The organism is Halomonas urumqiensis, from assembly GCF_003028575.1.
Lineage (GTDB): Bacteria > Pseudomonadota > Gammaproteobacteria > Pseudomonadales > Halomonadaceae > Halomonas > Halomonas urumqiensis.
Genome location: NZ_PYUD01000002.1, coordinates 449,727 through 462,417, shown reverse-complemented (window position 1 = coordinate 462,417; position 12,691 = coordinate 449,727). Strand labels below are relative to the sequence as shown.

Annotated in this window: 13 protein-coding genes; 3 read left to right on the top strand and 10 right to left on the bottom strand. The window is 66.4% G+C overall.

Annotated features, from left to right (window positions below):
* The first annotated feature begins 1 nt into the window (after position 1).
* Complete coding sequence (locus C6V82_RS09360; RefSeq protein ID WP_229843142.1) at positions 2-580, top strand: histidine phosphatase family protein; 579 nt, start codon at positions 2-4, stop codon at positions 578-580.
* A gap of 24 nt (positions 581-604) precedes the next feature.
* Complete coding sequence (locus C6V82_RS09355; RefSeq protein WP_102587693.1) at positions 605-982, top strand: DUF6164 family protein; 378 nt, start codon at positions 605-607, stop codon at positions 980-982.
* Here C6V82_RS09355 and C6V82_RS09350 read toward each other — a convergent pair.
* Genes C6V82_RS09350 through C6V82_RS09340 form a run of 3 tightly spaced genes read right to left on the bottom strand, consistent with a single transcriptional unit; the run spans position 971 to position 3,312 of the window.
* Positions 971-1,786: an EAL domain-containing protein gene (locus C6V82_RS09350; protein ID WP_102587692.1), complete on the bottom strand. Its 816-nt coding sequence runs from the start codon at positions 1,784-1,786 to the stop codon at positions 971-973. The genes C6V82_RS09355 and C6V82_RS09350 overlap by 12 nt on opposite strands.
* Positions 1,787-1,811: 25 nt before the next feature.
* The gene (locus tag C6V82_RS09345; RefSeq protein WP_102587691.1) at positions 1,812-2,504 is read right to left on the bottom strand and encodes an OmpA/MotB family protein; all 693 of its coding nucleotides are present in this window, start codon (positions 2,502-2,504) and stop codon (positions 1,812-1,814) included.
* The gene (locus C6V82_RS09340) at positions 2,497-3,312 is read right to left on the bottom strand and encodes a motility protein A (protein ID WP_102587690.1); all 816 of its coding nucleotides are present in this window, start codon (positions 3,310-3,312) and stop codon (positions 2,497-2,499) included. Before C6V82_RS09340 ends, C6V82_RS09345 begins: the two co-directional genes overlap by 8 nt.
* Before the next feature lie 205 nt (positions 3,313-3,517).
* On the opposite strand from C6V82_RS09340, the gene C6V82_RS09335 reads away from it, so the two are divergent.
* Positions 3,518-4,717, top strand: coding sequence for an EAL and HDOD domain-containing protein (locus C6V82_RS09335; RefSeq protein WP_180978256.1), 1,200 nt, complete (start codon positions 3,518-3,520; stop codon positions 4,715-4,717).
* Between the two features lie 12 nt (positions 4,718-4,729).
* Here the strand turns inward: C6V82_RS09335 and C6V82_RS09330 are convergent, their stop codons facing one another.
* From C6V82_RS09330 to cheZ, 7 genes are all read right to left on the bottom strand, one after another.
* Entirely contained in the window at positions 4,730-5,431 is a 702-nt protein-coding gene (locus C6V82_RS09330) for an RNA polymerase sigma factor FliA (protein WP_102587688.1), read from the bottom strand.
* 24 nt (positions 5,432-5,455) lie between these two features.
* Entirely contained in the window at positions 5,456-5,863 is a 408-nt protein-coding gene (locus C6V82_RS09325) for a flagellar protein FlhE (protein ID WP_102587687.1), read from the bottom strand.
* Positions 5,860-6,402, bottom strand: coding sequence for a hypothetical protein (locus C6V82_RS09320; protein ID WP_229843141.1), 543 nt, complete (start codon positions 6,400-6,402; stop codon positions 5,860-5,862). The genes C6V82_RS09325 and C6V82_RS09320 overlap by 4 nt, the downstream gene beginning before the upstream one ends.
* On the bottom strand, positions 6,399-8,585 hold the full coding sequence (gene flhF / locus C6V82_RS09315; RefSeq protein ID WP_102587686.1) for a flagellar biosynthesis GTPase FlhF: 2,187 nt from the start codon (positions 8,583-8,585) through the stop codon (positions 6,399-6,401). The genes C6V82_RS09320 and flhF overlap by 4 nt, the downstream gene beginning before the upstream one ends.
* A gap of 22 nt (positions 8,586-8,607) precedes the next feature.
* Positions 8,608-10,689, bottom strand: coding sequence for a flagellar biosynthesis protein FlhA (flhA, locus tag C6V82_RS09310; protein WP_102587685.1), 2,082 nt, complete (start codon positions 10,687-10,689; stop codon positions 8,608-8,610).
* The gene (gene flhB / locus C6V82_RS09305) at positions 10,686-11,843 is read right to left on the bottom strand and encodes a flagellar biosynthesis protein FlhB (RefSeq protein WP_102587684.1); all 1,158 of its coding nucleotides are present in this window, start codon (positions 11,841-11,843) and stop codon (positions 10,686-10,688) included. The genes flhA and flhB overlap by 4 nt, the downstream gene beginning before the upstream one ends.
* A 141-nt stretch (positions 11,844-11,984) precedes the next feature.
* Positions 11,985-12,674, bottom strand: coding sequence for a protein phosphatase CheZ (cheZ, locus tag C6V82_RS09300; RefSeq protein ID WP_102587683.1), 690 nt, complete (start codon positions 12,672-12,674; stop codon positions 11,985-11,987).
* Positions 12,675-12,691: the final 17 nt, after the last annotated feature.

The following is a 12,691-nucleotide window of genomic DNA, read 5'->3' as shown; positions in this document are numbered from 1 at the left end:
CATGCCGCTGCACAATCGCTACTTGTTGATGCGCCACGGCCATAGCCAGGCCAATGCCCGGGGCGTGATCGCCAGCACACCGCAGCATGCGCTGCAAGGCTTCGGCCTGTCGCCCCAGGGGGAAGCCCAACTCCAGGCGCTGATGGAGAACTGGCACTGGCCGGTACCCAGCCTTGTGCTGCACTCGGATTTCCTGCGCACCACCGAAACGGCCGCCCGGGTGGCGACACACTTCGGGCTTGCCATGCAGGCCGAAACCGGCCTGCGCGAGCGGTATTTCGGTACCTTCGAGGGCGAGCCCGACACGCGCTATGCCGAGGTATGGGCGCTGGACGCCAATGACCCTGGCCACAGCGAGCACGGCGTGGAATCGGTGGCGAGGGTCGCCGAGCGCATGCGTGGCGTGATCGACGCCCAGGAGCGTGCCCATCGTGACGAGACGATCCTGCTGGTCAGCCATGGCGACCCGCTGCAGATTCTACTCACCGCGCTTGCTGACACGCCATTGACCGGCCACCGGGAACGCGAGCCGCTGGCCCCGGCCAGCATCACGGTGCTCGATGCGACCGGTGGCGCATGAACCACCCGCAGAGGGAGTCCCCGCGTGGCTAGACTGCTGTTTCGACTGAGCAACGTGCCCGACGAGGAGATCGTCGAGGTTCGCCAGCTGCTCGAGGCCCATGGCTTCGACACTTACGAGACACGAGCCGGCTTCTGGGGGCTTGGCGTGGCGGCAATCTGGCTACGCGACGAGACGCAGTATGAAGCGGCTCGCCAGGTGCTCGACGACTACCAGGAGGCGCTGGGCGCACGCATGCGCCAGGAGCGCGACAGGCTGGCCTCGCGCGGCGAGGCACCGACCCTTGGTGGGCGCCTGCTTCGACACCCGCTGCGGGTGGGCCTGGTCACCATCGCGGCACTGGCAATCATCGCCATCTCGGTGCTGCCGTTCCTGGGGCTGATTGATGGCCTATCGCGCTGAGTAGCCGTGTCGGGCCGGCGTCTCGTGGCTCAGGCAGTCGCGAAGTTCGGCCAGGGTCTCGCCTAGATCGCCAGCCAGCGACGCCACCTTCGGGCGGGCATAGAAAAACCCCTGCTGGCGGGTGATGCCCGCGCGCCCCAGCCATAGGGCTTCCTCGCGAGTCTCGACCCCTTCGGCAATCAACTGGATACCGAGCTCGTCGGCAATCCGGCTGACCCCGTGCAGCAGCGCCTGGCGACGCCTATCGCCATCACAGCCCATCACCAGCTCTCGGTCGATCTTGAGCGTGTCGGGTTGCAGGTCGGTGAGCAGATCGAGGTTGGCGTAGCCGTTGCCGAAGTCGTCAAGGGCCGTTGTGAAGCCCATCGAGCGGTAGGCGTCGATGATCCCTCGCAGGTGATCGCGATCCTTCACCCTCTCGGTCTCGGTGATCTCGAAGACGATGCGCTCCGTCGGCCAGCCGACTCGCCGTGACACCTCGAGCGTGGCCTGTATGCACGCCGAAGGCTCGTAGACCGCATTGGGCAGGAAGTTGATCGAAAGCGCCTCATCCATGCCAAGCTCGCTTGCCATCTCGATCGCGCGTACCCGGCATGCCTGGTCGAAGCGATAGAGCAGGTCCTCGGTGACCTTGGAGAGCACGCTCCACGCCGATTCTCCACCAGGCCCACGTACCAGGGCCTCATAGGTGGTGATCCGTGCGGCGGCCAGATCGACGATCGGCTGGAACGCCATGGTAAACTCAAAGGGCAAGTCGCCCTCGCAGCGGCCGCAATGGCCCGCCACTCGTGCACAGTGATTCATGATCTTCCCGTTCTTTCCCCGTCTGTCATGGCAACTGATTCAGCAACAGCTCGACACGGCGATTGGCCGCGCGCCCCTCGGCTGTCTCGTTGCTGACCAGCGGTTGTGTATCGGCATAGCCGATGGCACGCAGCCGCGATTGGGCCAATCCCGCCCCCGCGAGATAACGCAATACGGCGATGGCGCGTGCCGTGGACAGTTCCCAGTTGGACGGGAACCTGGCCGTGGCAATCGGCACATTGTCAGTGTGCCCCTCCACGGATATTCGGCCCTCGATGCCGGCGAGTGTTCCCACGAGACGCTGCAACACCTCACCACCCCCCGTGGTGAGCCGCGCCTGGCCGCTGTCGAACAGCAGGTTGTCGTCGATGCGCAAGGTGATGCCGCCTTCTCCTTCGGCCACGCTGACCCCCTCCATTTCGAGCCCTCGAAAGCGTGGCTTGAGGCCATCATGGCGCGGCTCGAGCCCCGTTGCCAAGGGCGCAAGCCCATTCACCGCAAGTGCGGAAGCCTCACCCTGGCGAGAGACCTGCTGTGCCGTACCGCCACCCGCGACGGTGTCGTTACCAGTCATTCCGCTACCGGCCATCGACAGCAACAGCACGAACAGCGTGATCAACAGGGTCAGCACATCCAAGTAGCTGACAAGCCAGCCTTCCCCATCGCCCTCTGTCGGGGAGCCAGGCAGCAGCGCCTCGCGGGAGTCGCGATCAAGCATGCTGGCTGGACTCGTCGAGGTCGGAACGTGGCCGGCCGGGTTCGCGGATCTCATCGTGGTAGTTGGCAACGAAAGAGTTGAGCGTCTCCTCGATGAACGAAGGCAGGCGCCGCTTGGTGATCAGCGAGATGCCTTCCAGCACCATGTTCATGGCGATAAGCCGTTCCTCGGTGCGCCGCTCGAGCTTCACGGCAATCGGCTTGAACACCAGGTTGGCCAGCAGGATGCCGTAGAAGGTGGTCAGCAGCGCCACCGCCATGCGCGGTCCGATCACCTGCAGGTCACCGGCCTCCATCACCTCCAGCATGTTCACCAGGCCAACCAGGGTGCCGATCATGCCGAAGGCCGGGGCGTAGGTGGCCATGGTGCGAAAGATCTGCGCCTCGGCCTGCTCGCGGGCACGCAGCCGGGCAATGCGCCAACGCAGCAGGTCGAATATCTCCTGCTCCTTGGTATTGGCGATGACCAGCTGGATACCGGTACGCAGGAAGGGGTTGCGGGTATGTTCCAGTGCTTCTTCCACCGCTCGCACATCGCCCTTGAACCACAGCCGCGACATGTCGACCAGCTCCTTGATGTCATCGCGGGTGTAGGTGTTCTCACGCCGGAACACCAGCCCCACCAGGCGCACCACCCGCAGCACCTCCTTGAGTGGATAGCTGATGAAGGTGGCGGCCATGGTACCCGCCAGCACGATGGCAAGGCCCGGCAGATTCACGAAGCTCTGCGGCGATTCAGCGGTGAACAGCAGCACGCTTGCCAGCAGCACGCAACTGGCGAAGATACCGATCAGCGTTGATGGATTCATTCACGGCTCCTTGCCGGACAGAGAGATGCAGAAAGGTACAGAGAGATGGCGTCATTGGCAGATATCGGCGGCACGGCGACAAGCTTGAGGGTCGCCGACCGCGAGCATGCCAGGCGCCGGAGTGGTACGCTTGCCGACATCTGCCCCGGGATGCGCCATTCGGCACAGGCGTCCTGGCAGGCATTCGATGCAGGGAGCCAAGACCATGCCAGACAAGAAGGACGCAGACGCCTTCGCCATCGCCCTCGAGCCGATCCATGACGCCGAGGACCGACACATTGCCGACCAGCTGCGCTATCGCCATGACGGCGCTGGGGAAGACCCGGTGGCCGACACCGCCCGCGCTCTGGCGGCGGTGATCTACGAGCTGGATGATGGCCAGCGCCTGGGGGGGCGTGAGCTGTTCATCGACCTGCCCGACGACTGGCTCGGCCGTGGCGAACTGCTGCCCACGCCCGCCAAGCTGATCGTCATCGGCCTGTCCGACGACCTCGACCCAACCGCGGCGATGGTCGACGACCTGCACGGCATTCGCGAGAAGGGCTATCGGCTGGCCGCCTCGGCAAGCCTGGTCAAGGCGCAGCCGCGGTTGATGCTGCCGCTGGTCGATGTGATCCAACTGCACTCACCCACGGTGTTCGACGCCGCCGAGGCCCACCGACTGCGGGTGATGGGCAAGCAGCTGATGGCCGTGGAAGTGCGCGACCAGGCGGCGCTTGACGCCTATCGTGAGCTCGGCTGCCAGTACGTCAATGGACGCTATCTCGCCGAGCCGACCTTTCACGCCACGAGGCCAAAGGGGCGCCATGGCAACCGCGCCGCGCAATTGCGACTGGTCAACGAGCTATACCGACCCGACGCCGACCCCCATCGTCTCTACGAACTGATCCTGCAGATGCCCCACCTGCATGTGACCATCCTGCGGCGGGCCAATTCGAGCTATTACGCGCGCGGCTCGCAACAGCAGAGTGAGCTGCGCCAGGCCATGCAGCGGCTCGGTCTGCACGAGCTGCGTCGACTGGTGATGACGCTGTCGCTGGCCAGCGAGTTGCCATCGTCGAAGCTGATGGTGCGCATGGCACTGACGCGCGCCTTCATGTGTCGCAATCTGGCCCGCCCCTTTCCGACCATCGACCCCGAGGATGCCTTCACTACCGGGCTGTTCTCGATGATGGGGCCGCTGCTCGACGAGGACCAGCAGACCCTGCTCGAGGAGATGCCGCTGGATGCGGCGATACACGATGCACTGGCCACTCGAGGGGGGCACCTGGGTGCCATATTGGCACTCGCCGAGCAGCATGAGCAGCAAGTTGAAAACCAGCAGAGCGAGATACCGCTCGACCGGCTCCAGCGCTGCTACCTGGACGCGCTGGATGATACCGCGGCGTTGATGGGGCGCCTGTAACGCAGTGCTGGTTCAGTCATCACGAAGCCGGGCGCGCAGGCGACTGACCGCCTGGCCATGCAGCTGGCATACCCGCGACTCGGTCACGCCGAGTACCGCACCGATCTCCTTGAGGTTCAGCTCTTCCTGGTAATAAAGCGCCATCAGCAACTTCTCGCGTTCGGGAAGTGCTTCGATCGCTTCCACCAGCCGCCCGCGCTGCTCGCCATCGACCAGCGAGGCGAAGGGTGACAACGGCCCCTGCTCGCCGGCACCGGGCTCCGAGCCTTCCTCCACCAGTGCCTCGAACGGCAGCAGCTGCCCGCTGTTGGTGTCGCTTAGCAGTTGCCGGTAGTCGGTGAGGTCCATGTCGAGGTCGGCGGCGATCTCATGCTCCTCGGCGGCGCGGCCCAGTTGCTGCTCGAGCCGACGCACGGTCTCATCCACCGCACGGGCATTGCGCCGCACGCTGCGGGGAAGCCAGTCACGGCTGCGTAGCTCATCGAGCATGGCGCCACGAATCCGTTGGCTGGCAAACGTCGCGAAACTGGCGCCCTGGCCGGCATCGAATCGCCCCAGGGCTTCCAGCAGGCCCACCGTGCCGGCCTGGATCAGATCATCCAGTTCGATGCTCGACGGCAGCCTGACCTGCAACGCCAGGGCCTGCCGACGTACCTGCGGCAGATACTGCGTCATGAGCTCATGCTGGTCGATCTTGCCCTTTGCTGTGTACATCCCGTTCTAGTGCCTCTGTCAGGATCAGCGATAATTGACGATGACCTGCAACCCCTGCACGGTCACTGCCTGGCGCTGGCCCGGCGCCAGCGCAAAGCGGAACTCCAGCGGCGTATCCGCGGCCATGCCGGCGAATCCATTGCTGGTCCCCCTGGGCGCCGCAATCGGCAGACAACCGTCGGCATGGCATAGCCTTGCGCGTACCGTCTCGCCGGGGGGCACCTGGTACTGCCAGGTGATGGTGGCGATCTCGCCCTGTACCTGCCCGCCCGACGAGCTCAGTGGCGCGGAAGCCACTTCGCGCTCGGCCATCACCACACGCACCGACGGGGCCGCGGCCACCCAACTGCCGGCCGATACCGCCGGAATGGCGGGCATCACCATCACCAGCGACCCCATCACCAGTTGAGCAAGCGTGGCCACGACGCTCATGCCAGCACCACCAGGTCGATGCCAAGATAGGCCCAGGCGGCCTGGCGCAGGTTGTCGAGCAACCCATGGCGGCCCATGCCTGTCGGATGCACCGCCAGCAGTCGACGCGGCCCCTGGCGTTCGGCCAACCGTACCAGCAGACGCCAGGCGCGCCGGAACGCATCGGGGTCGCTGTCCACCCACAGCGCCCAGCGTGGTTGCTGGGCCGCAAGCAGTGGCAGATGCGGGCTCGCCACATCCACCGCGACCATTCGCCAGCGCGCCGGGTCACCGACCCAGCGCCGCCCAAGCCCGGCCCAGTACCGAAAGGTGGCCGATGCGCGTTCCAGCTGCCGGGTTGGCAGGCCCACCACCATCAGGGTGAACCCCGACGCCGGGGAAGCCGATGCCGGGGAAGCCGACGCCGGCGCAGGGCGCCTCGCGGATGTACCGGCCGCCAGTTCCAGCAGCGCCTCGGCGACGTGCCGGGGGCAGCCCGTCTCATCGGCGCGGGCGCTGGTCGCCCACTGGCGCAGTCCCGCCGCCTGATCGATGCTCATGCGCCAAGCCCCTCCCTACCGACAACCGCCAGCTCGCGGATCGCCTCTCGGGCCATGCCGAGGTAGAGCAACGCATCGAGCAATGCTTCGGCGCTGCGTCGACGGCGTCCACCAAGCAGGCCAAGCAGGTCGGCTCGCAGATCGCGCGCCCACTCGGTCTGGCTGCGCTCCAACTGGCCGGCCACCGCCGCCAGGCCACCGGCCAGCAACAGCCGCAGTGCCGGGGCGCTTTCCGGGTGGCTATCCCCAAGCCGCGCGTGGGCGCGCCGGGTCAGGCGCGGCAACGTCTCGGCATCGAGCTGGCCCAGCAGCAGCGGCAGGGCATCGTCACCCAGCGCTTCCGGCGCAAGCCAGATACGCCGCCCGAGCCCGCGTCCGCTGTCACGCTCCTCGAGCACCGCGAACCAGGCTCGCAGGGCCAGCGTTTGGCCACCCAGCGTCGCCACCACCGGCAGCCGCGATAGGCGCACGCGCACCTCGCGGCCGCGAAGCCTGCGCTGTGGGGCGGCGAGCGGTTCGGCCAGCGCCGCCAGTTGGCTCAACGCAAGGCGTTCGCCGGCATGGCTGACGCGCTGGGTGGGGCGCGCCTGAGCCACCCAGGCCAGCTGGCGTTCGGCAAGCCAGGTAGCGGCATCGGCCTCCGGCAAGGCCGGCAGCAGGTGCCAGCTGCCGCCATGATCCGCCGTGGCCCAGGCCAGGCGCTCGCACTGTCCGGCGGGCTGACGGTGCTGGGGCAGTGGCAACGCCGACCACCCGCCCTGGTCATCCAGGCGCAGATCCGGCATCGACCACCCCTGGCCACGCACGCGGCTGCGCGATGTCCACACAACGCCAGCGTGGCTTGCCGGAGCCACTCCTTCGAGCAGGCTGTCGAGACGCGCGAGGTGCAGGCTTTCGGGGAGTGCGGTGAGTGACCAGGCCTGCTCGAGCGCGGCGAAGTCGCTGATTCGCTCACGCAGCCCACCGAGTACCGCGGCCAGCCGCCGCCCCTGGCCAAGCAGTCCGCGTGCCGCCGGCGCCGATGGCACGTGATGGGCCGGCATGGCACTGCGGGTGGCCAGCGCCTGACTCACCAGGGCATGCGCCTCGGGGGTGGCCAGGTCCTCCGGTACCCGCTGGCCATGGGCCACGAACAGCAGGCGCAGGCCATGACGCATCAAGGCATCGAGCAGTATCCCGGTGCGGCCGGCCTCATCGTACTTGCTGATCACACAGTCATCGAGGCGTCCACCGGCGGCGCGCGCGGCCTGGCGAAAGTTGTTGATCACTTCTTCCAGGGTCTCGGGCTGGCTGGCGGCGTTGAGCAGCAACACCAAGCGTACCGCACGCGCATTGCCCTGCAGCCGAGCCACTTGTTCGAGCACTCGCTGGTCACGCTGGCTCATGCCCACGGTGTCGATGATCACCAGGCGCTTGTCGGCAAACCGCGCCAGTGCCTCGTCAAGTGAGCCCTGGTCATCGAGCCCGGTCATGGGAATGCCCAACAGATCGGCGTAGATACGCAACTGCTCGTGGGCCCCGATACGAAAGCTATCGGTGCTCACCAGGGCGACCTGGTCCGGGCCATGGCGCATCACGTAGCGCGCCGCCAGCTTGGCGGTGGTGGTGGTCTTGCCGACCCCGGTAGGGCCGACAAGCGCCAGGATCCCGCCTTCGGCCAGCAGCGCGTCATCGTCTTGTACCGGCAGCCGCGTGACGAGCTGGCGGGACAACCAGGCTTCGAGGCCTGCGTCATCGGCGTGGGCAAGCTCCTCCGGCACCCCGGCCAGCAGATCATCGGCCAGCGCCTGACCAAACCCCGCCTCGCCAAGCCAGGCCGCGAGTCGCCCCGTCACACCATCATCCGCTGTGCGCTGCCTGGCCAGCAGCGTGCGCATGTCCTGCATCTCCTTGAGCAACTGGGCGCTCATGGCCTGAAACGCATCGCTGGACGATGGTGCGGTTGCAGCAGCCGGGGCAACCGGGGTGGGCGCTGGCTGGCTGGCCGACACTGCCCTGGCGGCCGGCGGCGAAGGTGGCTCGCCCGCCGTCAGGGCTTCGGCGGGCGACTCGGCCATCGCCAGTATTTCCACGCCCTGCTCGGTGTGGCGGTTGGCCAGGATCAGCGCCTCGTCGCCCAGGGCGGCCCGCACCTGGCGCATCGCCTCGCGGCTGGTGGCGGCTGTGAATCGCATCACGCTCATGTCGTCGGCGTCCTTTCAGTGCTCATCGCCCACCCACCAGTTGAGTGACGCGCAGGGTTCGGTCATCGGGAATCTCGGCCTGGGACATCACCACCAGGTGGCGAAGCCGGCGGCGCAGGAAACGCGCCAGCACTGGCCGCAGGCTGTGCTGAACCACCAGCACCGGCGGCTCGCCGCTGGCTTCCTGGCGCTCCAGGGCCTGTTCGGCCTGGGTCATCAACGTCTCTGCCAGGCCCGGCTCGAGCGCGCCATTGCCATTCATGGCCTGCATCAGCACCTGCTCGAGCTGCGCATCCAGGCCGATCACCTTGAGTTCGTCGTCGCCGGGGAACCATTGCTGGGCAATGGTCCTGCCGAGGCTTGCGCGTACCAGGGCGGTGAGTTCGCCGGCATCCTGCTGGGTGCCGGCATGCTCGGCCAGGGTGTCGAGAATGGTGCGCAGGTCACGGATCGAGACATCCTCGTCCAGCAGGTTCTGCAGGATGCGCTGGAAGACCGTCAGCGAGATCGCCTTGGGCACCACGTCCTCGACCAACGATTTCTGTTCGTCGCCAAGCTTGTCGAGCAACTTCTGCACTTCGGTGCGGCCGAGCATCTCGGCGGCATGCCGATGCAGCAGGTGATTGAGGTGGGTGGCCACCACGGTGCTGGCATCCACCACCGTGTAGCCATAGACCTGGGCATGCTCGCGCTGGCCCGAGTCGATCCATACCGCCGGCAGGCCGAAGGCCGGGTCGTGCGTCGCGGTGCCGGAGAGTTCACCCGAGACCTGGCCCGGGTCGATCGCCAGCCACTTGCCGGGGAAGGCCTCGGCACGGCCGATCTCGGCGCCCTTGAGGGTGATCACGTAAGTGCTGGGGCCAAGCTCCAGGTTGTCGCGGATGTGCACCACCGGCGGCAGGAAGCCAACGTCCTGGGCGAACTTCTTGCGCACGCTCTTGATGCGCCCGAGCAGTTCGCCTTCCTGGCGCTGATCGACCAGCGGGATCAGCCGATGGCCCACCTCGAGCCCCAGGGTATCGACCAGGGCGACATCATCCCAGCTCGCCTCCGGCGCCTCCGGGGGCGGAGCTGGCTCGGTGGAAAGGGCCTCCTGAACCTGGCGCTTGGCCTGATGCCGAATCAACAACCAGGCCAGGCCACCCAGCAGCGTGGTGAACAGCAGGAAGACGAAATTGGGCATGCCCGGCACCATCCCGAGCAGGCCCATGACCGCCGCCGAGAGGATCATCACCTTGGGGTTGACGAACAGCTGGCTGATCATCTGCTGGCCAACGTCCTGGTCGGTGTTGACCCGTGACACGGTGACGCCAGCGGCGGTGGAGATCACCAACGCAGGAATCTGCGCCACCAGGCCATCGCCGATGGTCATCAGCGTGTAGGTGCGCGCCGCACTGCCGAAGTCCATGTCGTGCTGGAGCATGCCAATCAGCAGGCCACCGATGATGTTGACCACCATGATCACCAGCCCCGCCATGGCGTCGCCACGCACGAACTTGCTGGCGCCATCCATGGAGCCGTAGAAGTCGGCCTCCTGGGCAACCTCGGCACGCCGCGTGCGGGCATCTTCCTCACCGATCAGGCCGGCATTGAGGTCGGCATCGATGGCCATCTGCTTCCCTGGCATGGCGTCGAGCATGAAGCGGGCACCCACTTCGGCGATGCGCCCCGCCCCCTTGGTGATGACCATGAAGTTGATGACGATCAGAATCAGGAACACCACCAGGCCGACGGCAAAGTTGCCACCGACCAGGAACTGGCCGAAGGCCTCGATCACCTTGCCGGCGGAATCGCCGCCCTGGTGGCCCTCCATCAGGATCACCCGGGTCGAGGCCACGTTGAGCGACAGGCGCAGCAGCGTGGTGAAGAGCAGTACCGCTGGGAAGGCGGCAAAGTCGAGCGGCTTCTGGGTGAACATGCTGACCAGCAGCACCATCACGGAAAGCGCGATGTTGAAGGTGAAGAACAGATCCAGCGCGATGGGCGGCAGCGGCAGGATCAGCATCGCCATGACGAACAGGATCAGCAGCGGCCCGGCGAGCAGCTTCATCTGCGTGTCGGCCATCCAGTCGCGGCGTCCCAGGTAGTCGCTCCAGGCCTTCATGCGTCGTTCTCGTCAGTGCGGGCCGGAACCTCGAGCGATTCCGGTACCGGCAGGTCCTCGGGTGTTGGTGGCACCTCGCCCCCTTCGTGTGACACCCGCCGTAGCCGAAAGGCCCATGCCAGGACCTCCGCCACGGCGGTGTAGAGTGCTTCCGGAATCTCGGCATCGAGATCCACGTGTTGATAGAGCGCCCTGGCCAGCGGCGCGGCCTCGAGCCTCGGGATCGCGTGCTGCTCGCCGAGTTCGCGAATCTTCGCGGCCACATGGTCGGCGCCCTTGGCAACCACTCGAGGCGCCCCCATGCCGCTCTCCTCGTACTTGAGCGCCACTGCATAGTGGGTCGGGTTGGTGATGATCACGTCCGCCTCCGGTACCTTGCTCATCATCCGCCCCCGGGCCATGGCCTGCTGCTGCTGCCGAATCCGCGCCTTGACATGGGGATCGCCTTCCGACTCCTTGTGCTCGCGCTTGACCTCGTCCTTGCTCATGCGCAGCTTCTTGGCATGGCTCCAAAGCTGGTAGGGCACATCGATCAGAATCACCACCAGCAGGGTCAGCACACACAGGCCGCAGGCCAGGGCAGCAAGTTCCAGGGCGCTGGCCAGAGCCTGCTGGATCGGCTGATCCATCAGGCCCAGGTAAGTGCCGCGCTGGCTCCACAGAAAGGTCACCGCGACCCCGCCGACGAGCAGCGACTTGGCGATCGCCTTGGCCAGTTCGACCAGCGCCTGGACCCCGAAGATGCGCTTGAGCCCCTTGAGCGGGTTGAGCTTGCCAAGCTGCGGCGCCAGCGACTTGGCCGAAATCAACCAGCCGCCGAGCAGCGCCGGGGCCACCAGTGCCACCACGCTGAGCAACAGGAACAGCGGCAGCAGTGCCATCAGCGTACGGCTGCCGAGATCCAGCGCCTGGCTGAGCATCGGCGTGGTTTCCATGGCATGCCGCCGTTCGAACAGGAAGGCCTGCTCCATGACCGTGCCGAGCTGGTCGTAGAGCATGCCGCCCATGCCCCACAGGCCAGCCACGCCCCCAAGCAGCAGCATGAAGGTGGTCAGCTCGCGGGATCTGGCGACCTGGCCGTCCTCGCGCGCCTTCTCGATGCGTCGGGGCGTGGCGTCTTCGGTCTTTTCCTGATCGCTGTTCTGGTCGGCCATGGCCACTCATTCGGGACGCTCGTGCGGACCCTGGCCATTGTGGGGAGGAGCGGGAAGGGGTGATACGTCAAAAAGCGCCGATAATCACGACTTATTCGCGACTATCAGCGCAGCAAAAGGGGAAACGGGTCTCGAGCGGGATCAGAAACCGAGTTGGTCGAGCAGGTCGTCGACCTGATCCTGGCTACTCACCACATCGGCCGCTTCGGGCTTGATCTGCGGGCCATTGAGCAACCCTTCGTCGCGCTTGCGGGCGTCGAGATGGCGTCGATCATCGACCTGGCGCTGCATGTCGTCACGCTTCTCGCCATCGGGCACGCTGTCGATCAGCACCTGGACCAGCTGGCTTTCGATCTCGCGGATGACGTCCATCATCTTCTTGATCACCTGGCCGGTCAGGTCCTGAAAATCCTGGGCCATCATGATCTCCAGCAGCTCCTTGCTGGTGGCCCCGGTCTTGTCGGGCACCTCGGCCAGGTAGCGACGGGTGTCGGTGACCAGTTCGCGGGCATCGTCGAGTGACTGGGGTGTCGCGAACCACTCGGCCCAGCGGGCATCCAGCGCCTCGGCACGTGAGCCGAGCTCGTCCTGCAACGGCTGGGCGCGGTCGATGGCATTGAGCGCCCGCTCGGCGGCCTGCTCCGTCATGGAGGCCACGTAGCTCAGGCGGTCGCGGGCATCGGGAATCGCCTCGGCGGCCTTCTCGATCTCCTTGTCGAGCCCCAGCTCGCGCATGCTCTCGCGCAGCATGCGGGTCAAATGGCCGATGCGCTTGACCAGGTCGTCGCTGGCCGCCTGCTTCGCATCAGCCGGCGATTCTTGCGTGCTCATGTTCTCTCTCCCTCACC

Bases quoted from the DNA above. Each gene is read 5' to 3' on its own strand.
- C6V82_RS09325 (WP_102587687.1), bottom strand. From the start codon at position 5,863: ATGAGCGTCGTGGCCACGCTTGCTCAACTGGTGATGGGGTCGCTGGTG.
- cheZ (WP_102587683.1), bottom strand. From the start codon at position 12,674: ATGAGCACGCAAGAATCGCCGGCTGATGCGAAGCAGGCGGCCAGCGAC.
- C6V82_RS09345 (WP_102587691.1), bottom strand. From the start codon at position 2,504: ATGCTTGATCGCGACTCCCGCGAGGCGCTGCTGCCTGGCTCCCCGACA.
- C6V82_RS09360 (WP_229843142.1), top strand. From the start codon at position 2: ATGCCGCTGCACAATCGCTACTTGTTGATGCGCCACGGCCATAGCCAG.
- C6V82_RS09350 (WP_102587692.1), bottom strand. From the start codon at position 1,786: ATGAATCACTGTGCACGAGTGGCGGGCCATTGCGGCCGCTGCGAGGGC.
- flhF (WP_102587686.1), bottom strand. From the start codon at position 8,585: ATGAGCGTGATGCGATTCACAGCCGCCACCAGCCGCGAGGCGATGCGC.
- C6V82_RS09320 (WP_229843141.1), bottom strand. From the start codon at position 6,402: ATGAGCATCGATCAGGCGGCGGGACTGCGCCAGTGGGCGACCAGCGCC.
- C6V82_RS09330 (WP_102587688.1), bottom strand. From the start codon at position 5,431: ATGTACACAGCAAAGGGCAAGATCGACCAGCATGAGCTCATGACGCAG.
- flhB (WP_102587684.1), bottom strand. From the start codon at position 11,843: ATGGCCGACCAGAACAGCGATCAGGAAAAGACCGAAGACGCCACGCCC.
- flhA (WP_102587685.1), bottom strand. From the start codon at position 10,689: ATGAAGGCCTGGAGCGACTACCTGGGACGCCGCGACTGGATGGCCGAC.
- C6V82_RS09340 (WP_102587690.1), bottom strand. From the start codon at position 3,312: ATGAATCCATCAACGCTGATCGGTATCTTCGCCAGTTGCGTGCTGCTG.
- C6V82_RS09335 (WP_180978256.1), top strand. From the start codon at position 3,518: ATGCCAGACAAGAAGGACGCAGACGCCTTCGCCATCGCCCTCGAGCCG.